Here is a 22430-nt window from a genome sequence, read left to right on the forward strand (position 1 = left end):
CGTCGTTAATATTGGCATGAGCGTCAGTATGTATGCTTAAGACGCTTATTTTGCTTAATTGTTCAGATAGAATGGACGACCGTATTTGATCGCGTTATCCGAGCCTTCCAGTTCTTTCGCCGCTGTCACTTTACGCAGGCTGGTCGCAAAGCCTTGAATACCAAAGTTTACGCTGATGTTGTTCTCATATTCTGGTGAGGCTCCGTCGGCACCGATGATGGCGTTATCCCAGTCCAGCAGTTGGTTCGAATAGGTTAAACCGATGTACCAGCAGTCTGACTGATAACGCAGGCCGGCGAGCCATTCCAGATCGGTCTTCTCATTCAGATCATAATAATACTGCCCGCTGGCTGACCAGTTGCGGTTGATGTCATAGGCGGCCACGATACCGGCCTGGGAAATCCCTTTACGGGTGATGGTATCGAGGTTTTCCAGAATAATGGTGTCTTCAATATAGTCACGAGTCACGTAGCGGTAGTTGCCCTGAATAAAACCACCGTCGAACTGATACTCCAGGGTACTGTTAGCCAGCTGCATTGCACTCAGGTCGATATCGTATTGAATTCCGCCATGGTAAAACAAGAAATCGTCATAGTTGAAGTCAGTTTCAATCGCCCATGACGAGTAGTTGGTTGTCTCATCCGGTTGGTTGGCACTATTACTCAGCTTGGTCTTCTTATCAATATAGTAGATTTGGCCAAACGAAATATTGAGCCGCTCTTTGTAACCCTGGTCAAAGAAGCGTGTACTTGCCCCGTAGCTGAGCTGGTTGGCAGAAGCGATTTTATCGATCCCGCTGTATTTGCGGCTGCGGAACAGGCCGTAATAGTCGGTCTGCAGTAATGTGGTGTCGTAGTTATAAATATTGGTTTGATCTTCTTCAGGGACATACAGGTACTGGATTTGTGGCTCCAGTGTTTGCGTATAGCCCTCAAGCAGGTTGGTTTCGCGCTCAAGGTGCAGCTGCGCACGTGAGCGTAACTCGGGGATCACCCGGGAAACGTTGTCGTCGAGCTGATTTTTCAGGCTGGCATCGGTTAGTTTATCAATGTCCTGAGAATAGTAAGTGGATAACACGCGAGCTTCGGTGATCCATGATGCCCAGGAGGTCGAGATCGGGACAGTTAACCCCGGCTCGATGTGCACCCGGGTGGCATCCGGCCTGGCGGTGTCACTGGTGTCGAAGCGGCTGACCTGGCTTTTGACATCGAAATTCAGGTAAGGTCCCCACAAGGGGGTATAAAAGTTAAGATCGAACTGCGGCAGCAGGCGATACGGCTGGTTCTCTTCTTTGAGCAGGATCTGGAAGTCACGTATTGTCAGTGAAGCATCCCAAAAGTCTGAACGGTATTGGACTTGCCCCTCTTGTACCAGTTGGCCGTCTTCACGCTTACCAATGTCTGAACTCAGATCGCGGAAGTAGTCAATATCACTGACTTCGGAGTAATCGAGTTTGACCACCCACTGTTTGTCAATAATGCCGTTGTGCTTAAACTGGTAGCCCCAGCGTGCGTCATCCTGGTACTTGCTGTCGTTCGACAGGTATTCGCCTTTGATTTCCCCGTTTCCCCAGCCGTCAGTGAGGTAACGGAAATCTGAATCCAGCTTGGTACCACGCTGTTGCATGTAGAGCGTGGTCAGCGTTAAGTCGTAATTGGGCGCGATGTTCCAGTAGAATGGCACTTCGACTTCCATACCATCACTGGAGCCATACGACAGTGAGGGGAACAGGAAGCCGGTTTTACGGGTATTGCCAATCGGTAAGGTCAGGTAAGGGACGTAAAACACCGGTACATCAAGGATCTCAAAGCGAGGATGATGCAATGTCGCGGTTTCTTCATCCTGGTCGACATCGATGCCAGAGGCGACCAGGCGCCACGCATTATCGCCTTCCGGACAGGAGGTGATCGAACCATCCTCCAGTTCATAGACTGACTGGCCGGTCCGGGCAATGTAGGCGGCGCTGCCGCGGCCCTGGCGACACAAAAACTGGTACTGGGTGTTTTCCAGCGAAAAGGTGTCTTGCTCGATGTCGTTAACCACACGATCCGAGCTGGCTTTTACTTGCCCGTCGTTGAAGGTCACGTTTCCTTCGGCGATCACCACGTTGTCCAGTTGGTGCAGGGTTACACTGTCTGCGGTAATGGTTTTTTTTCCTTGGGTGACTTCGACATTGCCTGAATACATCGCTTTGTCGCCGTTGATCGCTTGCAAGGAATCGGCTTGAACCATAATAGGGCGATTAAGTGCGTCCTCCTCACCAGTAGGATCAACCAAGCATTGATCTGTGGTGGGCATTTCCTGCACACTATCATGGATATTCGCTTGAGCTTGAGTGGTGGGTACAAACAAGGCGGTACTGATAGAGGCCGCTAAAAATGTGCGGGAGAAATGTTGCATTGAATTGAACTTTCCTGTGTCACTACTACTCGATGGCTATAGGGTATTGTTATACCTTAGCGATGTAGCCAGATGAATCAACAATCACGGCATTTATCTCAGAGCGTTTGCGAGCTGAGACATAATTGCCTGAACATCGCTGCAAAGAAAAAGATAGACAGGTGAAATGACCTGGCCGAAATTAAAGTAATTCCATTATCATAAAGGAAATCATCGCGTCCAGCACTATAAGACCGTCGTCGTCGTTAAAAATTCATTGATAGAGAACACATAATGCGTATTTTTGGCAAAATTCTCGGTGCCTTTTTTGGTTTGCTCCTCGGCGGGCCGTTTGGCTTGTTGATTGGGCTGTTTATTGGCCACCAGTTTGATAAGGCTCGCCGTTTAAGCCAGGCCGGGTTTTCCACTGGCGGATTTGGTCAGGGGCCCAGCCAGGCTCAGCGCCAGGAGGAATTTTTTAAAGCGGCGTTTGCCGTGATGGGGCATTTAGCTAAAGCCAAAGGGCAGGTCACTAAGGAAGAGATCCAGCTGGCGTCAGCGATGATGGACCGGATGAACCTGCATGGTGCGCAGCGCCGGGCGGCACAAGATGCCTTTCGTGAAGGCAAGCAGAGTGATTTTCCGCTCGAAGAGGTGCTGGCAAAGGTCAAAATTTCCTCTGGCGGTCGTTTTGATTTAATGCAGTTTTTTTTGGAGTTACAAATTTCGGCCGCGTTTGCCGATGGTGAAATCCACCCCAGTGAAAGAAATGTCTTGCATAAGATAGCCCGGGGCTTGGGTTTCTCTTCCGAGCAACTGGAGCGACGCTTACATATGCAAGAAGCCGCGTTTCGTTTCCAAAGCCAGGGGGGCTTCCATGGTCAGCATCAAGGTCAATACCAGTCTTCTGGTGGGGGTTGGCAACAGGCTTCACAAGCGGATCAATTGGCCGATGCTTATAAGATTCTGGATGTAGCTTCGGATGCGGACAGTAAAACCGTCAAGCGTGCTTACCGCAAACTAATGAACGAGCACCATCCCGATAAATTGATGGCGAAAGGTCTGCCGCCGGAAATGATGAATGTGGCGAAAGAAAAATCGCAGGAAATTCAGAATGCTTACGATCTGATCAAGAAGGTCAAAGGTTTCAAGTAGTCGCGATGGTTTTAAGTAATAGCTTCGCGGTGAAGCTCAAAAAGGGCACTTGGTGCCCTTTTTGGCGTTTGGGTTATTGGTGACCGAAAGCTGTGTGACCTGCGCACCTAGATTACATCAGTCGGCTTGATTCAAGTCCCAGTCGTAGTCATATTTCACACGTCCGGAGAAGTCCTGGTATTGTGGCGCATACTGCCCGATGTGTCTGAATAGCTGAGCTTCACCACCAAAATCGTCGGCAAACCAATCGTAAATCGAAGACAGTCGTGCCGTATTCCCTTTGATGGTCACCCCTTTGCGGCTGTTGATAAACGCTCTGGCAGCCTGGTCTAACAGTGCTTGGGTGTTGGCGGCGGTGAATGCCTGGAGTTGTAAGTTCGGGCAGCCCAAGCTTGCACAGTTAACCGCATAGTGGGTTCTCGGGTCTTGCCAGATCGGGCGCAGAATGCGGTGTTCGATATCATTCAAAGTCAGCTCTTTGCCATTAATATTGACGACATGCTCATCCCATGGGCCAAAGCTAAATAGCCCACCGAGTTTGGTGATCGATTTGACCGGGTAGTTATCCAGAATCAGATCAATGGTGATGGCGTTGTAGAGGTTGACCCAATACGCGTATTGCTCGGCTTTGTTGTATTGGCGCGGGTCAATTTGCGCGAGGCGCTGAAGGTACTGCTTCAGCTGAGTTTTGTCGGCGGAAGAGACTTTGCTGTAGCGAAACAGGGTGTTTTCGCCTTGCTCAACCAGGTAATTATCCAGCAGTTGCTGCCATTCCTGATGGGAGATTGGCGATTGGTTGGCTTCATTCGACTGCTTCCAGTAAGGCCACAAGTCGGCTTTCGGCGCAGCAAAAACGGAGCAAGAGAATAGGGTGCACAATAGCAATAACAGACGCTTCATAGAGAGACCTTTGGTGAACTTTTGATGTTAGTGTAGACCTGTTTAGTGCTTGTTTTCTTTCCTTAATCTACGTTCACAAAATAAAAAGGTTGGCGAGTGCCAACCTTTTACTTGTCCATTTACTAAAGCGTTTTAGCGTAGGAAACTCGGAATGTTGGCTTCATATTCGGCAATTTTGTCTTCATGTTGCAGCGTCAAGCCAATGTTGTCTAAGCCATTGAGCAGGCAGTGACGACGGAATTCATCGATTTCAAAGCAGTACTCTTTGCCGTTGGCGCGAACCTTATTCGCTTCCAAATCCACTTCTACTTGTGCGCCTTCATTCGCTTCAACGAACTGGAAGATCTCATCCACTTCTTGTTCTGTTAGGCGCACCGGTACCATTTGGTTGTTGATTGAGTTGCCGTAGAAGATATCGGCGAAGCTTGGGGCAATCATCGCTTTGATGCCGTAATCCGCCAGCGCCCATGGCGCGTGCTCACGCGAAGAGCCACAGCCGAAGTTTTCGCGCGCCAGCAGGATAGACGCGCCCTGGTAACGTGGCGCGTTCATCACAAATTCCGGGTTTGGCTGTTCGCCAGCGTCATCTAAGAAGCGCCAGTCATGGAACAAGTGTTTACCAAAACCAAGGCGAGAAACCTTTTGTAGGAACTGCTTGGGAATGATGGCATCGGTATCGACGTTGGCGGCGTCTAAAGGCACAACCAAACCAGTATGTTGCTTAAAACCTGACATGATGGTTCTCCCCTAGTCCTGTTTATCAAAAAAAGTCAATTCACGAATATCAACAAAGTGACCAGCGATCGCTGCAGCGGCGGCCATTGCCGGGCTCACTAAGTGGGTACGGCCGTCACGGCCCTGGCGGCCTTCAAAGTTACGGTTTGAAGTAGAAGCACAACGCTCATGTGGACCTAAACGGTCGTTGTTCATCGCCAGGCACATTGAACAGCCTGGCAGGCGCCACTCGAAGCCGGCTTCTTTAAAGATCACATCCAGACCTTCTGCTTCTGCTTGCGCTTTTACCTGCTCCGAGCCCGGAACGATCAGTGCCTGAACGTGAGCTGCGACTTTACGGCCTTTGGCTACTTCGGCGGCTGCGCGCATGTCTTCAATACGTGAGTTAGTACAAGAGCCAACAAAGACTTTATCGACGTTGTACTCTGATAGCGATTTACCCGCTTCCAGGCCCATGTAAGCCAGAGCTTTTTCTGCGGATGCTTTTTCAACCGGATCCGCAAAGCTGTCAGGCGATGGGATAGGTTGGTCAACTGCGATCACCTGGCCCGGGTTGGTGCCCCACGTCACTTGTGGTTTGATCTCGGCTGCGTTGAGCGTTACGACGGCATCAAATTCGGCATCATCATCGGTTTTCAGTGTTTGCCAGTATTCAACGGCTGCGTCAAAATCAGCACCTTGAGGAGAGAACTTACGCCCTTTGATGTATTCAAAGGTGATTTCATCCGGAGCAATCAAGCCGGCTTTTGCCCCGAGCTCAATCGCCATGTTACATACGGTCATCCGCCCTTCCATCGAAAGGTCAGTGATCGCTTCGCCACAGAACTCCACGACGTAACCGGTACCGCCAGCAGCCGTGGTTTTACCGATGATTGCCAGCACGATGTCTTTAGCGGTAATGCCCGGTGCCACTTTGCCTTGCACTTCGATTTTCATCGTTTTTGCGCGAGCTTGTTTGAGTGTTTGCGTCGCCAGTACATGCTCAACTTCAGAAGTACCGATCCCAAAAGCCAGCGAACCAAACGCCCCGTGGGTAGCGGTGTGCGAGTCACCACAAACGATGGTCATACCCGGTAGGGTAATACCCAGCTCTGGGCCCATGACGTGCACAATGCCCTGGTATTTGTGGTTGATGTCGTAAAGCGTCACGCCAAACTCTTCACAGTTTTTTGACAGCGTTTCCATCTGGATGCGCGCCATCTCACCCGAAGCGTTAATGTCTTTAGTGGTGGTGGAGACGTTGTGGTCCATGGTGGCAAAAGTCTTGCCTACCTGGCGCACTTTACGGCCTTTTTCACGCAGGCCATCGAATGCCTGTGGTGAGGTGACTTCATGAACCAAGTGGCGGTCGATATAAAGAATCGGGTTTTCCCCTTCGGCTGCGACGGCCACGTGTGCGTCGTAGACTTTTTGATATAGTGTTTTGCCCATTATCACAATCCTGTGTGCAGCTCCTGACAACGGCTGATCAGGAGCAAATAGTTATTATCAATGTTGTCGGTGTTACGAGTTCAGGATGTATTCAGCGATTTTATCGCCCATCTCTGACGTCGACAGTGCCGGGTTGTCACCGGCCAGATCGCCGGTCAGCTCACCGGCGGACAGTGCTTTAGACACCGCGCTTTCGATATCTTGTGCCGCGGCTTCTTCACCCAGGCTGTAACGCAGCATCAGTGCGGCTGAAAGAATTTGTGCGACGGGGTTAGCGATGTTTTTGCCGGCGATGTCCGGCGCGCTGCCGCCTGCTGGCTCGTACAGGCCGAATTTGCTCTCATTCAGGCTGGCGGACGGTAACATCCCCATCGAGCCGGTGATCATCGCGCATTCATCCGAGATGATGTCACCGAAGATGTTGGAACACAGCATCACGTCGAATTGTGCAGGGTCTTTGATCAGCTGCATGGTTGCGTTGTCGATGTACATGTGCGACAGCTCAACATCCGGGTAATCTTTGGCGATCTCTTCCACCACTTCACGCCACAGGATAGAGCTTTGCAGTACGTTCGCTTTGTCGATGGAGCAGACTTTCTTGCGGCGCAGGCGTGCTGACTCGAAAGCGATCTTGGCGATGCGCTCGATTTCAAAACGGTGATACACCTCGGTATCAAACGCCTTTTCGTTCGCGCCTTCACCTTCGCGGCCTTTTGGCTGACCAAAGTAAATCCCGCCAGTCAGTTCGCGTACTACCACGATGTCAAAACCACGCTCAGAAATGTCTGCGCGCAGTGGTGAGAAAGCCTCCAGGCCTGAGTGGATTTGCGCCGGGCGCAGGTTACAGAACAGCTGGAAGTGTTTACGCAAAGGCAGCAGCGCGCCGCGCTCTGGTTGATCGTTGGGTGGCAAGTGCTCCCATTTAGGTCCACCGACGGAGCCGAACAGCACCGCGTCAGACTCTTCGCACGCTGTTACGGTGCTCTCTGGAAGTGGGCAGCCGTGATTGTCGATGGCGATCCCGCCGACATCGTGCTCGTCACGCTGAAAGCTAATGCTGTGTTTTTTCTCGATTGCATCCAGCACTTTATGAGCCTGCGCCATCACTTCTGGGCCAATACCGTCACCGGGCAATACGGCAATTTTGTATGCTTTGTCTGTCATGGTAATCCTTTAACTTAACTAATTTTATGCTGCGTTTGTCTTCATTTTGGCTCTGAGCACCGGGAGGTGCTCAGGAAACTATACGGTGGCAATTTTTTTACGTTTCATTTCTTCAATTTCATCGGCGCGGTGGATGCTGTTGATCACGTGCAGCAGCGCCTGGCCAGACGCTTCGACAATGTCGGTGGAAACGCCGGTACCGTGGTATTTGCGGCCTTTGTAGTTGGCAATGATGTCGGCCTGGCCCAAACCGTCTTCTCCTTCGCCTTTGGCGGTCAGGTCGAATTTATCCAGCACGATGTCATAGCCGGTTACGCGATAGATACACTGGTATAGCGCATCGACCGGGCCGTTGCCGACAGCGGCTTCACACGTTTCCTCATCGCCACATTGCATCTTGATGCTGGTGGTCGCCATCACACTGCCAGATTGTACGCTCAGGTAGTTCAGTTTGTAGAAGTCGTCTTCTTCGCGCAGATTGGAGAAGTGCATTAACGCTTCCAGATCGTAATCAAACACCTGGCCTTTGCGGTCAGCCAGTTTCAGGAAGTCTTCGTACAGCGCGTCCAGGTTGTACTCTTCTTCTTTATAGCCCATGCCGTCCATGTGACTTTTCACGGCGGCGCGGCCGCTGCGGCTGGTCAGGTTCAGGGCCTGATTTTTCAGGCCAATCGACTCGGGTGTCATGATTTCGTAGGTGTTTTTATTTTTCAGCATCCCATCCTGGTGGATGCCTGATGAATGGCTGAACGCGTTGGTACCGACGATGGCTTTATTGCTTTGGATCGGCATGTTACACAGCTGGCTGACCAGTTTGCTGGTGCGGTGGATCTCATCGTGTTTGATCCCGGTATGCACGCCCAGTAGTTCCTGGCGCGTTTTGATGATCATGGCCACTTCTTCCAGTGAGCAGTTTCCGGCTCGCTCACCGATGCCATTGATGGTGCCTTCGATCTGGCGGGCGCCGGCCTGAACGGCGGCAATCGAGTTGGCGACGGACATGCCCAGGTCGTCATGGCAGTGTACCGAAATGATCGCTTTATCGATGTTGGGCACCCGGTTAAACAGGGTGTGGATAATGCCGCCAAACTCGTTGGGGATGGTGTAGCCGACGGTGTCCGGAATATTGATGGTGCTGGCACCGGCATCAATGGCCGCTTCGACCATACGGCACAAATTATCGATCGGTGTGCGACCGGCATCTTCACAGGAGAACTCGACATCATCGGTGTACCGACGGGCGTGTTTGACCGCTTTGACCCCCATTTCCACCACGTCGTCGTAGCTGCGGCGCAGTTTGTCCTGAACGTGCACGGTGGAAGTGGAAATAAAGGTGTGAATACGAAATGCATCGGCTACTTTTAACGCTTCGGCAGCGGCGTCAATGTCTTTCGCAACGGCACGCGAAAGGGCGCAAACCCGGCTGTTTTTAATGTGTTGCGCAATGGTGCGAACCGACTCGAAATCCCCCGGGGAGGAGACCGGGAAACCGGCCTCGATGACATCAACGCCCAGCCTTTCAAGCGCATAGGCAATTTGCAGTTTTTCTTTAACCGTCAAGCTTGCTGATAACGCTTGTTCGCCATCACGCAGTGTGGTGTCGAATATAATGACTTGATCGTTCATGTTTGCTTCCTTACTGATTGTACGTATTTCAATCCAGTTAATCGTTTACTTCCGGTGTTCAGGTACAAAAAAACCCGCATCTGAGTGCGGGTTCTTGTTAATCTGTGTGGTTATTTTTCTTCCACAGCCTACCCGCGCGAGTTGGTCACGATCAGGAGGAGGTTTAGCAGGATAGAAAAATGTGCTGACATCATTGGTTAAGCGTTCCACAAGTTTTGTTAAACAAATTAGTACCGCACTCACATCGGTGCGTCAACCCTAAAGTTGATTTTTTATTCATATTGATTTGCTTTTCTTCAGCCACGTGCCGGAGCAGAAAGCGGGGTTTGCGGAGCTTCACATTACGCGAGGCACACCTAACCGCTGGAAAATCTACCTTGAAAAGTAAGAAGTACTTATGTGATCGAGAGCATAAAAGACTCATTGGATATTGATTATGCGCATCAATCACTTTCGTCTCTGGTGCGAATGATGTTATTGATATGGAAGGTTTTTTGCTAAAGGTAAGGCGGGAGTTTATGCGTGGCGTGAAAAGTTGGCTTGTAGCGTTATTTGTTCCAGTCGGCGTAAGCCTGTCAGGGTGCCAGATGCTGTCATCTCAAGTTCAGGTCGCGCCAGTTGAGCGTCCGGTCACGGATAGCTATGCGCAACACGTATTAGTGTTAAATGAGCAGATGGACTTGTATCTCAGCCAGAGTGGCCGCGAGGCCTTTCTCAAGCAAATATTGGTCGCGCTGGAGTCAGAAACGCGGCCGAAGTGGAAAGGTAAAGATCCCGATACCTATGCTCGTTGGTTGATAACGGTTCAGTCAGCCGAGATAGAGCATGTTGAAATGACGACATTGTCGAATAGTGATGTTGCGATTGCACCCGAGTTGAAGCTGGTGGATGTTCCGTATCGGGCCAAGTCGGCAGTGAAGATCCATTCGGCACCCAATGGGGGCGGGCAGGTCATTGACACTCTGGAGCGGGGCGAGGTGTTTAATGTCATCGCCCAAACTAAGGCTCAGCCTTGGTTGCTGGTTGGCCAGAAAGGGGTGGTGAGGGGATATGTTCACCGGGATTACGCGCGCGCTAACATTGAACAGCGTGACATTGTGTCAACGCCGCCGCATGCGATGCAAGTCTCTGCCGCGCCAGGCCTGATAAATGAGGAGTTCATCAGGCGGCACTGGCTGGGACAGCACCGCTGCCGCCAGTTGAGTTACCAGCTCAGTAAAGATGGCGACCGTACCCCCGGCCAGTTCAGAGCCTGCCGCAAGCAACGCAAAATTTGGTACATCGATGTCTCTGCACCCGGCTCGACCAGCAGTTAGTCAAAGGGCATCTGCTCTGCGCTGGCACTGTCATTAATTGTCCAACATCTCGTCATGTCGCTGTCACGTTTCCCCCCTACTTTGCTTACTATAAAGTGTTCAAAGTAAGGAAAGGTCGCATGCGAGATTTTGAAACGCTAACCCAGCCGATAGCCAGCATTGCCAAGCTGGACTTCGCGTTTTCCAGCTTGTGTTTACGCCACCGGTTTAGTCAACAGGTGGCGAACATCAGTAAAAGCATTTCCCATAGTGGTGATGGCCATCTTTATCTGGTTTTAGGCCTGTTGGCGTGGTTAGTGGATAAACAACAGGGCCAATGGTTTATGCTGACCGGACTGGTGGCCTTTGCCATTGAGTTACCTGTCTATTGGGCGCTTAAACACAGTTTTAAGCGTCGCCGTCCTGAAGAGTTGAGCGCACTGTTGCCTGCCTTTATTACCCCTTCTGATCGCTATAGTTTGCCTTCGGGACATACTGCGGCCGGTTTTTTGATGGCGGTACTCATCAGCCACACTTATCCCCACTTGGCTGTGGCCGCCATGGTTTGGGCGAGCCTGATTGGCACCGCACGGATTCTGCTTGGCGTGCACTTTTTAACTGATGTTCTGGTCGGGGCCTTGCTGGGCAGCCTGTGTGGCGTTGTGGCGATTGAGATGGTCGGGGGGTAGGTGATGAGAATTCTCTATGGGGTACAAGGTACCGGTAATGGCCATATTGCCCGAGCCCGGGCTATGTCTGAGGCGTTTAACACCCAGGATGTCCAGGTTGATTATCTTTTTTCCGGTCGTGACCCGCACAAGTATTTTTCCATGGCGGCCTTTGGTAAATACCAAACCCGGCGCGGCTTTACCTTTTTTACCGAGAAAGGTGCGGTCAATTTCGCTAAAACGGCACTCAACAATAATCTGATTGAATTCGTACAAGAGGTACGCGACTTGGATCTTTCAGGCTACGATTTGGTGCTCAATGACTTTGAACCAATCTCTGCCTGGGCGGCGCGTAAACAGAACAAAGCATGTATTGGCATCAGTCATCAAAATGCGTTTCGTTATCCCGTTCCGCTTAAAGGGGCTAACTGGTTTGATAAGTCGGTCATTGCTCATTTTGCTCCGGCCCGATATTACCTGGGCCTGCACTGGTACCACTTTGACCAGCCGCTGCTGCCACCCATCGTGCGTACTCATGCCCTGGATAATTGCACTGAAGCGTTTGTGTTGGTTTACCTGCCGTTTGAAGCGATCAATGACATCTGTGAACTTTTGTTCCACTTTACTCAACAGAACTTTGTCTGTTATCACCCAGATGTGATTGAAGCTGAATGGGTGGAAAATGTCGAACTCAGACCCCTGTGCTATCACAGCTTTCAACACCACCTGCATCGTTGTAACGGTGTGATTGCTAACGGCGGGTTCGAACTGCCTTCTGAAGCGCTGTCGCTGGGGAAAAAACTGTTACTCAAACCACTGGCTGGCCAGTTTGAACAACAGAGTAATGTTGCGACGCTGGAAGCGCTCGGGCTGGCAGGGACGATGGACCACTTGGACGTTTCCACCGTTCGCCACTGGTTGGGACAACAGCAAGCTGAAAGCGTTAAATACCCGGATGTGGCGCAGGCGATCGTCGACTGGATTATGCAGGGAAGCTGGGGCTCAGCGGACATGTTGTCACGCCAGTTGTGGGAGCAGGTCGACTTCCCGAGTTACGCAACCCACATAGAGTAACCAAACGCAGTGGGCCGTATTCTGGCCTACTGCATATTCATGCCCTCAGTTTCATTTCTATTCACTGCTCAAACAATACCCGCTTTAATTGTGCGAATTATTTATGCACAGAGATATCGCGCTCGCTTTGTGGAAGTTGGCTCGATTAATTGGTGTGGTTTATGGGTGGTTTTTTGTCAGGCTTTTGTCATCACTCATCTCAATGGTTCATGGCTAAGTAACATTTAGCTGTTTTATATTTTTTTTATATTTTCCTATGTTAATGATATATAAGAATAAAATACCTAATTGGCTAAAATTTAGTGATTAATTGTCAATCGAGTTGCGAAAGCATGATTGATTCGTGGATAGTACGCATCGAACCGGAAACATCCGGACGCTAAATATAACAACAAACTTGGTTTTCTATTTCGTAAGTATTTGGAGCTGCCGACACATTTAAGCGTGTGCAGTGGTGGCTTATTCAATAACAAGTTTCAAAAGCACTTTGATGATTACCTGAGAGGCGTACAAAAATGTTAGACAAGAAAGATGCGATGAGCGCAATTGCCAGCTATCGTATGGAGAGCACATTGCGAGGTGTCGACCTGAATCTGCTGACCGTGTTTGATGCGGTTATGCAAGAGCAAAATATTACCCGTGCTGCGCATAATCTTGGCATGTCACAACCGGCAGTGAGTAATGCGGTGGCACGCTTGAAAGTGATGTTCAATGATGAGCTGTTCATGCGTCAGGGACGTGGTATCCAGCCGACCCAACGCGCCCGCCAGTTATTTGGCCCGATCCGCCAGGCATTGCAACTGATCCGCAATGAGTTGCCAAGTTCGGTGTTTGAGTCTGAAACGTCGACGCGCTTGTTTAAACTGGCGATCTGCAGTCCGTGTGATATGCGCTTTGCGCCAAGAATCATGGCCAATATCAAGCAACAAGCGCCGAATGTCCAATTGCATCTGGATGCGGAATTTGACCGTCAGTTATCAGAGCGAATGCGTTATCAGGAAATCGATTTTGTTATCGATTATGCCCGTTTTGACGAGCAAGGCTTTTCCAGCACAGAGATTTTCAAAGATGAACTGGTGGTGATCGCGGCGAGATGCCATCCACGCATTCAAGGTAGTGTGACAACCAGCGCATTGATTACCGAGAAACACGCTAAGTTGTCACGTGTGCATGGCCAACGCAGCTTCTCTGAACAGGCGTATCGTGAGCTGGATTGCCAGGCTTATTATGAAGGTTCCAGTTTGAGTAATTTGTTGTATGTGGTAGGTCAGTCAGAGCTGATCACTATCGCCCCACGCTGGATGGCGGAAAATGCGGTTAACAGCGAACAGTTACAAATTTTGGAGTTCCCGTTTGAGAACAAGGAAATCAGCGGTTACCTGAGCTGGCATGAATCAAGTGAAAAAGACAAAGGCCATATCTGGTTGCGTGATTTGCTTATGGTCACCTGTGGTGAAGTGGTGGCGGTAAAATAAAGTTATTGTCTGGGTCAGCCAGGGTGTGCAGGCTCAATGTGTAATCATCGTTTACAAATTTTTGCCCCTGCTGCAGGACGAGCCGTAGGGGCTTTTTATTTGCTGGTTATTTAATCAAAACAAGTACTTAGGTTAGGCGTTTAGCCAGCAGTCTGAACGGTTAGCTAACCACATTAGTGACAGTGCTCGCTTAATCTCAATAAGTTTGATACCTGTCAGTTGCGTTTTTATGTGCCGGGGTTACACTTGTGCGCTCAAAAAAGCTTACACCTGTAAGCCTAAAGGTAAGTAGAAGATGGCCCAGTTAGATTTTCACATCGTAAAACGTATTCGAGAGCAAATTGCCAATAGCGGTCATCGCATCGCACTCAAACATAAAGTTGACGGTGCGTGGCAGGGGATTGCCTGGCAGCAGTTTGGTCAGCAGGTGGACAGGCTCTCACTTGCACTTTTGGCTCAAGGATTGGGCGTTCAGGACAAAATCGGAATTTTCTCCAATAACATGCCGCAATGGACGATTGCGGATTTTGCCGCAATGCAATTGCGTGGTGTCACGGTGCCGATTTATCCGACCAACACTGCAGCGCAGTCGGCATATATTATTCAGGATGCGGACGTTAAAGTTCTGTTTGTCGGTGAACAGGCTCAGTTTGATGCGGCCGTCAGCATTTTTGCTCAGTGTGAGCAGTTGGAGTTGGTGGTAGCGATGTCCGAGGAGATCGACCTGGGGGAGCACGAGTTTGCCCGCTCCTGGCAGGCGTTCATGGCGCAGGCCGATGAAAGCCTGCAGCCAGAGCTTGATTCGCGCTTAGCCCAAGCGTGCGCCGATGATCTGTTCACCCTGATTTATACCTCAGGCACCACCGGCCAGCCGAAAGGCGTGATGCTGGATTACGCCAATATTGCCGCGCAGCTGGAAGGCCATGATCAACGTTTGCTGTTATCGCAACAGGATGTGTCCTTGTGTTTCTTGCCATTGTCCCACGTTTTTGAGCGTGCCTGGACCTTCTATGTACTCTACAAAGGTGCCACTAACTGCTACCTGCAAGATACTTCGCAAGTGCGTGAGGCGCTGAGCGAAGTGCGCCCGACCGTGATGTGTGCGGTGCCGCGTTTCTACGAGAAGATCTTCTCTGCGATTCATGAGAAAGTCTCCAGAGCGCCGATCCATCGTAAGGTCCTGTTTACCTGGGCGGTGAACATGGGGGCGAAAATGGCGGTGTGTCACCAAGATAAGCGCAAGCCGTCGCTTATGCTGCGTAGAGCCCATGGCTTAGCCGATAAACTGGTGCTGAGCAAAATGCGTGCGTTGCTGGGCGGACAGATCAATTTTATGCCGTGTGGTGGCGCCAAACTGGATGAAACCATTGGTCGCTTCTTCCACGCGATTGGTATTAACGTCAAGCTGGGTTACGGCATGACCGAAACCATGGCCACCATCTCTTGCTGGGATGATAAGTGCTTTGATCCCGATTCGATCGGTATGGCTATGCCGGGTGCACAGGTGAAGATTGGCGAGAACAATGAGATCCTGGTGCGCGGTCCGATGGTGATGCGTGGCTATTATAAGATGCCGCAAGAGACAGCCAAAACCTTTGATGAGCATGGTTTTTTAAAAACCGGCGATGCCGGGCATATTGACGAGAACGGCAATCTGTTTATTACCGACCGGATCAAAGAGTTGATGAAAACATCCGGTGGTAAGTACATCGCCCCGCAGATGATCGAAGGTGCGATCGGTAAAGATCACTTTATTGAACAGATTGCGGTGATCGCGGATACGCGCAAGTTTGTCTCGGCCTTGATTGTGCCATGCTTTGATTCTCTTGAAGAGTATGCCAAAGAGCTGAACATCAAATACCAGGATCGGGTAGAGCTGATTAAGAACCACGAGGTGGTTGAAATGCTGGAGAAACGCGTCAATGAACTGCAAAAAGAGCTAGCTAAGTTTGAGCAAGTTAAGAAGTTCAAACTGTTACCACAGGCGTTCTCAATGGATGCGGGTGAGTTGACCCCGACGCAAAAACTGCGCCGTAAAGTGATTAACGATAAATATCAGGATGAAATCGAAGAAATGTACAATGATAAGCCGATTAAGCACTGATTATCTCTGAGTTTGATGTCGATTTTGTGAATAAATCCCCTGCAGGCAGCCCGCTGCCGTCAGGGGATTTTTGCTTTTCCCCCAGTTGCTGGCACCTGCATGCTTCATGTTTTATTTCCTACCTCAGGTCTGGCCGTCTGACCAAATAATATGCTTTTTTTTAGTCCAGTTTTTAAACAAGATGTTGTTGATGGCGGTTTATTCAGCGGCTAGCCCTTATAGTGTGCTTATTTACAGGATCTTGTTTAAAACACGATCAATCTCTCATTAGACCTGGTGAAAATAAAACGTTACATTTGTTTCGTTAACTTGCGTTTTGTTATGACAGACGCAAGACATAGCCGAAAAGTGGATATCTTTCGAATTAGGCTACGAATAAGACCTAGACTATGTAATTCCAGCCCAAACCGTTGACCTGACGGTGAGGTGTACTGGTAAGGAGAGCAACTATGACAGCGATGTTGTCAGGCGCAGAGATGGTAGTGCAGTCTCTGATCGAAGAGAATGTGGAACAAATTTTTGGTTATCCGGGTGGGTCGGTACTCGATATCTATGACGCACTGCACGCCAAAACCGATCAGATCAGGCACGTCCTGGTTCGCCATGAGCAGGCGGCGACGCACATGGCTGATGGCTATGCACGTGCTACCGGTAAGCCAGGTGTCGTTCTGGTGTGTTCCGGTCCGGGGGCAACCAATACGATTACCGGTATCGCGACCGCATATATGGATTCGATCCCGATGATCGTGATTTCAGGTAATGTGCCCAATAATCTGATTGGCAATGACGCCTTTCAGGAATGTGATATCGTCGGCGTGTCGCGTCCGGTGGTAAAACACAGCTTTTTGGTCAAGAAAGCAGAAGACATTCCGGAAACCATTAAAAAAGCGTTCTATATTGCGACGACAGGCCGACCAGGTCCAGTGGTGATTGATTTACCCAAAGATGTAATGAACCCGCTGAATAAGCTCCCTTATCAGTATCCTGAAACCCTTTCCATGCGCTCGTATAAGCCGACGACCAACGGACATAAAGGGCAGATCAAAAAAGCGCTGAAAGCGCTGTTGGAAGCGAAAAAGCCGGTGTTGTATATCGGTGGTGGTGCCGTGATTGCCGGGGCCCACGAGCAAATTCTCACCTTATCGGACAAGCTTAACTTACCGGTGGTCAGTACTTTGATGGGATTGGGCGCGTTTCCCGGTACCCACCAGAATTCGCTCGGTATGTTGGGGATGCATGGTAAATACGAAGCCAACATGGCGATGCACAATGCCGATCTGATTTTTGGTATCGGGGTGCGTTTTGATGACCGGACCACCAATAACCTCGCCAAGTACTGCCCTGATGCTAAGGTCATGCATATTGATATTGACCCGTCATCGATTTCGAAAAACGTTAAGGTGGATCTGCCGATTGTTGGCTCAGCAGAGCAGGTGCTGGCCACTATGGTCCAGTTACTTGATGAGCAGGACGGCAGTAATGATCCGCAGGCGTTGGCGGCATGGTGGGAGGATATCCAGGTTTGGCGCGATCGCAATTGCCTGGCTTATGAAACCTCACCGGAGCGGATCAAGCCACAGCAAGTTATTGAAACACTGCATCGGCTGACTCATGGTGATGCATATGTCGCATCGGACGTCGGCCAGCACCAAATGTTTGCCGCGTTGTATTATCCGTTTAACCAACCGCGACGCTGGATCAACTCCGGTGGTCTTGGCACCATGGGGTTCGGCCTACCGGCCGGCATGGGGGTCAAGTTTGCTAAACCCGACGAAGAAGTGGTGGTGGTCACGGGAGACGGAAGCATCCAGATGAACATCCAAGAGCTGTCGACTGCGATGCAGTATGACATCCCGGTGAAAATCATTAACTTGAATAATCGTTTCTTAGGTATGGTCAAACAGTGGCAAGACATCATTTATCAGGGGCGCCATTCGAACTCTTATATGAGTTCGGTGCCTGATTTTGCGGCGATTGCCGAGGCCTACGGTCACGTAGGAATTCGCATAGAAACCCCTGACCAACTGGAAGCCGGGCTGCAAAAAGCGCTGGATATGAAAGATCGTCTGGTGTTTGTCGACATCAATGTTGATGAAACGGAGCATGTGTACCCGATGCAAATCAAAGGCGAGGGAATGGATAAGATGTGGTTGAGTAAAACGGAGCGTACCTGATATGAGACATATAATTTCACTGTTATTGGAAAACCAACCTGGTGCTTTGTCTCGTGTTGTCGGCTTGTTTTCTCAGCGGGGGTATAACATTGAATCACTCACGGTATCACCCACCGATGATGAAACGTTATCGCGCCTCAACATCACGACGACCTCGGACGAAATGCAGCTGGAACAAATTCAGAAGCAGTTGCATAAACTGATCGATGTCCTCAAAGTACAAGAAGTGACAGAGTTTGAGCATCTTGAGCGTGAGCTGATGATGGTCAAGGTGAAAGCCAGCGGATTCGCTCGGGCAGAGGTAAAGCGTACCGCAGACATTTTCCGTGGTCAGATCGTTGATGTCACTGCTTCTCAGTATACTGTGCAGCTGACCGGCACCAGTGAAAAACTGGATGCATTCCTCCAGGCTATTGCTGAGGTGACTGATGTGGTGGAAGTGGCGCGTAGCGGCGTGGTTGGAATTGCCCGCGGAGAACGTTCCCTTAAGCCCTAAATCGTTGGCAATGGTTTGAAATGAGCCACCCTGACCGGTGGCTTTTTTATTTTGAGCAGAGTAATTAGTGCTATAATCTCGGCCTGAATGATTGATAAGGCATGGGAGTAACGTGAAAATAAGGAGATTGATTGGATCTTTATTGACGACCACGCTTTTTTTTAGCGCCTTTACCGCGATCTATTATCACCAACAGTATCAAGCGTTGGTGAAGGAAAATGTACAGAATACCGCGATAGATGCCTTGCAACAGTTGGCTTATACCGGGAATAAGTATAATGACCTCAAGGCTCAGATTGCGTCAATCAGTGATCTGCTCGGACATAGCCAGAGCTTGTACGACTACATTCAGGCTCCCTCCCGCGTCAATCTCTCTGTACTGGAAGAGGTATGGAGTTCGGTTGCCATTAATCAGAATTGTTTTTCCCAACTGCGTTTTGTCGATTTAGCCGGGCATGAGAAAGTCGGTATTAACTATGATGTGACCACCGGTATCGCAGAGCCAGCCTTGGAGCTGAAAGATCAATCGTCTAGTCTGTATTTTAAGTATGCCCAGGGACTGCAAGATTTCCAGGTCGGATCCTGGCCGATGGAGTTGAGCCAAACTGATGGTCAGTTTACTTATCCTTACCACCCTTTTCTCAGGGTGATGCTGCCTATTGCAGTCAATGGTGAGCGCAAAGGATATTTGTTTTTCCATCTGGATGTACGTTATTTAACTGAGCGTTTAAATTACTCACTTGCGAGCGGGTTCCAAATCGAGATGCTGGACAAGCAAGGCAATTATATTGCCAGTCCGTATTCCGGAAAGCTGTATGGTCAATTACTTCCGGAACGTGCGCAGTTCAATCTCAAAAAACAATCCCCTGCAATATGGCAGCGTATAGAGCAGATGCCTTCCGGCTACATCGAGAGTGAAGAGCGATTGTTGGTTTATCAGCATATGCACTTTCAGCTAGGAGAAGAGTTTTACCTGTTGATTGATCTCTCTGAATACCAGTTACAGGCTCGCGCTGAGAAAGATGCCGCCGGTTTGATGCAAGAGGCGTTTTTTGTTCTCAGCTCGATGTTGATCTTTGCCCTGCCGGTGACCGCTTTAGCTACCCACTATCGTCGTTACAGTATTGAAGCCAAGCTGGCCCGCGCGGCACTGGATGGTATGAGCGCGGTAGTGATCACTGATACCTTCCACCGGATCATGCTGGTTAACCAAGAATTTGAAAACATGATGGGCTATGCGAATCATCGTGTTGAGGGCTGGCATGCGCACAATCTGATTTTTTTACCGGAAGATGAAAACCATATTACTCAAATTCGCCAGATACTATGTGAAAAAAGTACTTGGGAAGGGGAGGTGCGTTGCCGGACCCAGGCCAACCATATTTTCACCGCCATTATGCGCATTCAAGCGATCAAGGCAACATCGGGTAAAGTCAGTTATTACATCATTTCGTTGGTTGATATTTCCGAGCGTAAAAAACTTGAAGAGCAATTACGCCATTTGAGTGAAAAAGACGGCTTAACCGGACTATGGAACCGACGTAAATTTGAAGAGCAGTTAATGCAGCAGGCCAACATGATGGAGCGTTATCCGGAGGTGCCGCCGGCATGCCTTGCGCTGATTGATATTGACCATTTCAAACGGATTAATGATCAATGCGGCCACGATGAAGGGGACAATGTTATCCGCCTGGTGGCCGAAGTGCTGTCGAGAGGGGTACGTAGTACTGATTTCGTGGCCCGGGTCGGCGGGGAAGAGTTCGCGGTGATCATGCCACATACCAATATCGAGGAGGGTGTGATTGTGTTGAACCGGCTGAGAAAGGCGGTTGAGCGTCATCCACAGCTTTCAGTGACCATCAGTGTCGGCTTTAGTGATTTAACTGCAAATCAAACTCGCACTTATAAGTGTGCCGATATTGCTTTGTATGAGTCGAAAAGCTCAGGTAGAAATTGCGTATCACTGTGTGAGAGCTACGCGGACATCGCCTGAGAATTTGTGGCTTGGGCAGGTCTTGATTCTCAGGTAGCAGAGAAGCAGTTATGGTGTAAAAGCATCCGTCTGATCCTACACATAAACAAAAAGAGGGCCGAAGCCCTCTTTTTCATTTAACTGATGATGGAATTCTTCAGTCTTATAGTACGTGTACAGAAGCAGTGTTGGTTGTACCTGAAGCGACTAGAGCACCAGAAACCATCACAACGATATCGCCTTTGTTACCCAGACCAGATTCTAGAGCAAGTTCTTTACCCGCTACGTAGAACGCGTCAGTGCTCTGGATAGAATCAACAACTACTGGAGTCACACCTTTAGTCAGAACCAGCTGTGCAGCAGTCTTAGTGTTAGTAGTTAGAGCCAGGATGTTTGCAGTTGGGAAGTACTTACGTACTGAACGTGCAGACTTACCGCCTTCAGTTGCAACAACGATCAGTGGAGCAGCCAGTTTCTCAGCTGTGTCTACTGCGCCTTTACATACTGCTTCAGTGATGCGTAGACGTGGGCTGTCCAGACGAGAACCTAGCTCAGCTTGTAGTACAGAGTCAGTACGTTTAGCGATTTGAGCCATGATAGTTACTGCTTCAACTGGGTACTTACCTTTAGCAGTTTCACCAGAAAGCATTACTGCGTCAGTACCGTCCATTACTGCGTTAGCAACGTCGCCTGCTTCCGCACGAGTAGGACGTGGGTTGTTGATCATAGAATCAAGCATTTGAGTTGCAGTGATAACCATCTTACGTGCACGGTTACACTTCTCGATCATCATTTTCTGAGCGAAGATTACTTCTTCAGCTGGGATTTCAACACCCAGGTCACCACGAGCAACCATGATGCCGTCAGAAAGCTCTAGGATCTCGTCGAAGTTATCAACACCTTCTTGGTTTTCGATCTTAGAGATGATGTGGATGTTCTCGCCGCCGTTTGCAGCCAGTACGTCACGGATTTCTTGAACGTCAGAAGCTTTACGGATGAAAGAAGCCGCTACGAAGTCAACGCCTTGCTCACAACCAAACTTAAGGTCGTTCTTATCTTTTTCAGACAGAGCTGGTAGGTTTACAGAAACGCCTGGAAGGTTAACACCTTTGTTTTCGCCTAGAGCACCGTTGTTAAGAACTTTACACTTAACTTCAGTGTCAGTTGTTGCGATAACTTCCATCTCGATCAGACCGTCGTCTACCAGGATAGTGTTACCAGCGTTCAGGTCAGAAGCGAAACCTGCGTAAGTTACTGCAACTTTGTCTTTGTTACCTACAACTGAAGTGTCAGTTGTGAAAGTGAATTCTTGACCAGCTACTAGATCAACGTCGTTGCCGCCTTCTAGTTTGATAGTACGGATTTCTGGACCTTTAGTATCTAGAAGGATTGCCAGTTGTTTGCCTGTAGCTTCCATTACTTTGCGGAAGTTCGCGATACGAGTGCCGTGCTCTTCGTAGTCACCGTGAGAGAAGTTCAGGCGCATTACGTTCATGCCTGCATTTACTAGTTCAGTTAGTTTCTCTACAGATTCAGTTTTAGGGCCAATCGTACAAACGATTTTGGTCTTTTTCATGGAAGATACTCTCCGGTAAGTATAGTTACAATTTGAAAGTTGGTTATTACTACTGAAGCGGAGGGAATTACAATGACATTTAGTGCCTGCCATTTCACCGTTAATGCTATTTTTTCACGCTTCAGATTCTGAAAGTCTTTCACCAAGTTTAGTCATTTTATGACCAAGCGTTGGGCAATTTTGGTTATCTTTTTGTGACTGGCTCC

General features: G+C 49.5%; 16 protein-coding genes. 9 read left to right on the forward strand and 7 right to left on the reverse strand.

All coding sequences use genetic code 11. The features are described 5' to 3' along the window. Window positions 1-54 precede the first annotated feature (54 nt). Entirely contained in the window at window positions 55-2400 is a 2346-nt protein-coding gene (lptD, locus tag P2G85_RS05870) for an LPS assembly protein LptD (RefSeq protein ID WP_275863164.1), read from the reverse strand. Between the two features lie 273 nt (window positions 2401-2673). Between lptD and djlA the strand changes: the two genes are divergently transcribed. Then, the gene (gene djlA, locus P2G85_RS05875; protein WP_275863165.1) at window positions 2674-3534 is read left to right on the forward strand and encodes a co-chaperone DjlA; all 861 of its coding nucleotides are present in this window, start codon (window positions 2674-2676) and stop codon (window positions 3532-3534) included. 117 nt (window positions 3535-3651) lie between these two features. Here the strand turns inward: djlA and P2G85_RS05880 are convergent, their stop codons facing one another. The 5 genes from P2G85_RS05880 to leuA all read right to left on the reverse strand — a co-directional run bounded on the left by P2G85_RS05880 (window position 3652) and on the right by leuA (window position 9390). Then, on the reverse strand, window positions 3652-4434 hold the full coding sequence (locus P2G85_RS05880) for a DUF547 domain-containing protein (protein WP_275863166.1): 783 nt from the start codon (window positions 4432-4434) through the stop codon (window positions 3652-3654). Between the two features lie 132 nt (window positions 4435-4566). Further along, window positions 4567-5169, reverse strand: a complete 603-nt coding sequence (leuD, locus tag P2G85_RS05885; RefSeq protein ID WP_275863167.1) for a 3-isopropylmalate dehydratase small subunit — start codon at window positions 5167-5169, stop codon at window positions 4567-4569. A 12-nt stretch (window positions 5170-5181) separates the two neighbouring features. Then, window positions 5182-6600, reverse strand: coding sequence for a 3-isopropylmalate dehydratase large subunit (gene leuC, locus P2G85_RS05890; protein WP_275863168.1), 1419 nt, complete (start codon window positions 6598-6600; stop codon window positions 5182-5184). A 72-nt stretch (window positions 6601-6672) separates the two neighbouring features. After that, on the reverse strand, window positions 6673-7764 hold the full coding sequence (gene leuB / locus P2G85_RS05895; RefSeq protein ID WP_275863169.1) for a 3-isopropylmalate dehydrogenase: 1092 nt from the start codon (window positions 7762-7764) through the stop codon (window positions 6673-6675). A 78-nt stretch (window positions 7765-7842) separates the two neighbouring features. Next, on the reverse strand, window positions 7843-9390 hold the full coding sequence (leuA, locus tag P2G85_RS05900) for a 2-isopropylmalate synthase (RefSeq protein ID WP_275863170.1): 1548 nt from the start codon (window positions 9388-9390) through the stop codon (window positions 7843-7845). A gap of 527 nt (window positions 9391-9917) precedes the next feature. On the opposite strand from leuA, the gene P2G85_RS05905 reads away from it, so the two are divergent. The 8 genes from P2G85_RS05905 to P2G85_RS05940 all read left to right on the forward strand — a co-directional run bounded on the left by P2G85_RS05905 (window position 9918) and on the right by P2G85_RS05940 (window position 20669). Continuing rightward, a complete protein-coding gene (locus P2G85_RS05905; protein ID WP_275863171.1) occupies window positions 9918-10706 on the forward strand; it encodes an SH3 domain-containing protein in 789 nt (262 codons plus the stop codon). A 119-nt stretch (window positions 10707-10825) separates the two neighbouring features. Beyond that, window positions 10826-11374 carry a phosphatase PAP2 family protein gene (locus tag P2G85_RS05910; protein ID WP_275863172.1) on the forward strand — a complete coding sequence of 183 codons (549 nt, stop codon included), beginning with the start codon at window positions 10826-10828 and terminating at the stop codon, window positions 11372-11374. Window positions 11375-11377: 3 nt separating this feature from the next. Continuing rightward, complete coding sequence (locus P2G85_RS05915; RefSeq protein WP_275863173.1) at window positions 11378-12427, forward strand: MJ1255/VC2487 family glycosyltransferase; 1050 nt, start codon at window positions 11378-11380, stop codon at window positions 12425-12427. 515 nt (window positions 12428-12942) lie between these two features. Then, window positions 12943-13902 (forward strand): transcriptional regulator LeuO, encoded by a 960-nt coding sequence (leuO, locus tag P2G85_RS05920; RefSeq protein WP_275863174.1) that lies wholly within the window; start codon window positions 12943-12945, stop codon window positions 13900-13902. 295 nt (window positions 13903-14197) lie between these two features. Continuing rightward, a complete protein-coding gene (locus P2G85_RS05925; protein ID WP_275863175.1) occupies window positions 14198-16006 on the forward strand; it encodes a long-chain fatty acid--CoA ligase in 1809 nt (602 codons plus the stop codon). 449 nt (window positions 16007-16455) lie between these two features. Continuing rightward, window positions 16456-18180, forward strand: a complete 1725-nt coding sequence (locus tag P2G85_RS05930) for an acetolactate synthase 3 large subunit (protein WP_275863176.1) — start codon at window positions 16456-16458, stop codon at window positions 18178-18180. A 1-nt stretch (window position 18181) separates the two neighbouring features. Beyond that, the gene (gene ilvN / locus P2G85_RS05935; RefSeq protein WP_275863177.1) at window positions 18182-18676 is read left to right on the forward strand and encodes an acetolactate synthase small subunit; all 495 of its coding nucleotides are present in this window, start codon (window positions 18182-18184) and stop codon (window positions 18674-18676) included. A 112-nt stretch (window positions 18677-18788) separates the two neighbouring features. Further along, window positions 18789-20669: a diguanylate cyclase gene (locus tag P2G85_RS05940; RefSeq protein ID WP_275863178.1), complete on the forward strand. Its 1881-nt coding sequence runs from the start codon at window positions 18789-18791 to the stop codon at window positions 20667-20669. Window positions 20670-20811: 142 nt separating this feature from the next. On the opposite strand, the gene pykF is transcribed toward P2G85_RS05940, so the two are convergent. Next, complete coding sequence (gene pykF, locus P2G85_RS05945; protein ID WP_275863179.1) at window positions 20812-22224, reverse strand: pyruvate kinase PykF; 1413 nt, start codon at window positions 22222-22224, stop codon at window positions 20812-20814. Window positions 22225-22430 lie beyond the last annotated feature (206 nt).

It is taken from the genome of Vibrio sp. CAU 1672, assembly GCF_029223195.1.
GTDB lineage: Bacteria > Pseudomonadota > Gammaproteobacteria > Enterobacterales > Vibrionaceae > Vibrio.

Coding starts and splice junctions, on each gene's coding strand:
- lptD (WP_275863164.1), bottom strand. CDS start 2,400: ATGCAACATTTCTCCCGCACATTTTTAGCGGCCTCTATCAGTACCGCC.
- djlA (WP_275863165.1), top strand. CDS start 2,674: ATGCGTATTTTTGGCAAAATTCTCGGTGCCTTTTTTGGTTTGCTCCTC.
- P2G85_RS05880 (WP_275863166.1), bottom strand. CDS start 4,434: ATGAAGCGTCTGTTATTGCTATTGTGCACCCTATTCTCTTGCTCCGTT.
- leuD (WP_275863167.1), bottom strand. CDS start 5,169: ATGTCAGGTTTTAAGCAACATACTGGTTTGGTTGTGCCTTTAGACGCC.
- leuC (WP_275863168.1), bottom strand. CDS start 6,600: ATGGGCAAAACACTATATCAAAAAGTCTACGACGCACACGTGGCCGTC.
- leuB (WP_275863169.1), bottom strand. CDS start 7,764: ATGACAGACAAAGCATACAAAATTGCCGTATTGCCCGGTGACGGTATT.
- leuA (WP_275863170.1), bottom strand. CDS start 9,390: ATGAACGATCAAGTCATTATATTCGACACCACACTGCGTGATGGCGAA.
- P2G85_RS05910 (WP_275863172.1), top strand. CDS start 10,826: ATGCGAGATTTTGAAACGCTAACCCAGCCGATAGCCAGCATTGCCAAG.
- P2G85_RS05915 (WP_275863173.1), top strand. CDS start 11,378: ATGAGAATTCTCTATGGGGTACAAGGTACCGGTAATGGCCATATTGCC.
- leuO (WP_275863174.1), top strand. CDS start 12,943: ATGTTAGACAAGAAAGATGCGATGAGCGCAATTGCCAGCTATCGTATG.
- P2G85_RS05925 (WP_275863175.1), top strand. CDS start 14,198: ATGGCCCAGTTAGATTTTCACATCGTAAAACGTATTCGAGAGCAAATT.
- P2G85_RS05930 (WP_275863176.1), top strand. CDS start 16,456: ATGACAGCGATGTTGTCAGGCGCAGAGATGGTAGTGCAGTCTCTGATC.
- ilvN (WP_275863177.1), top strand. CDS start 18,182: ATGAGACATATAATTTCACTGTTATTGGAAAACCAACCTGGTGCTTTG.
- pykF (WP_275863179.1), bottom strand. CDS start 22,224: ATGAAAAAGACCAAAATCGTTTGTACGATTGGCCCTAAAACTGAATCT.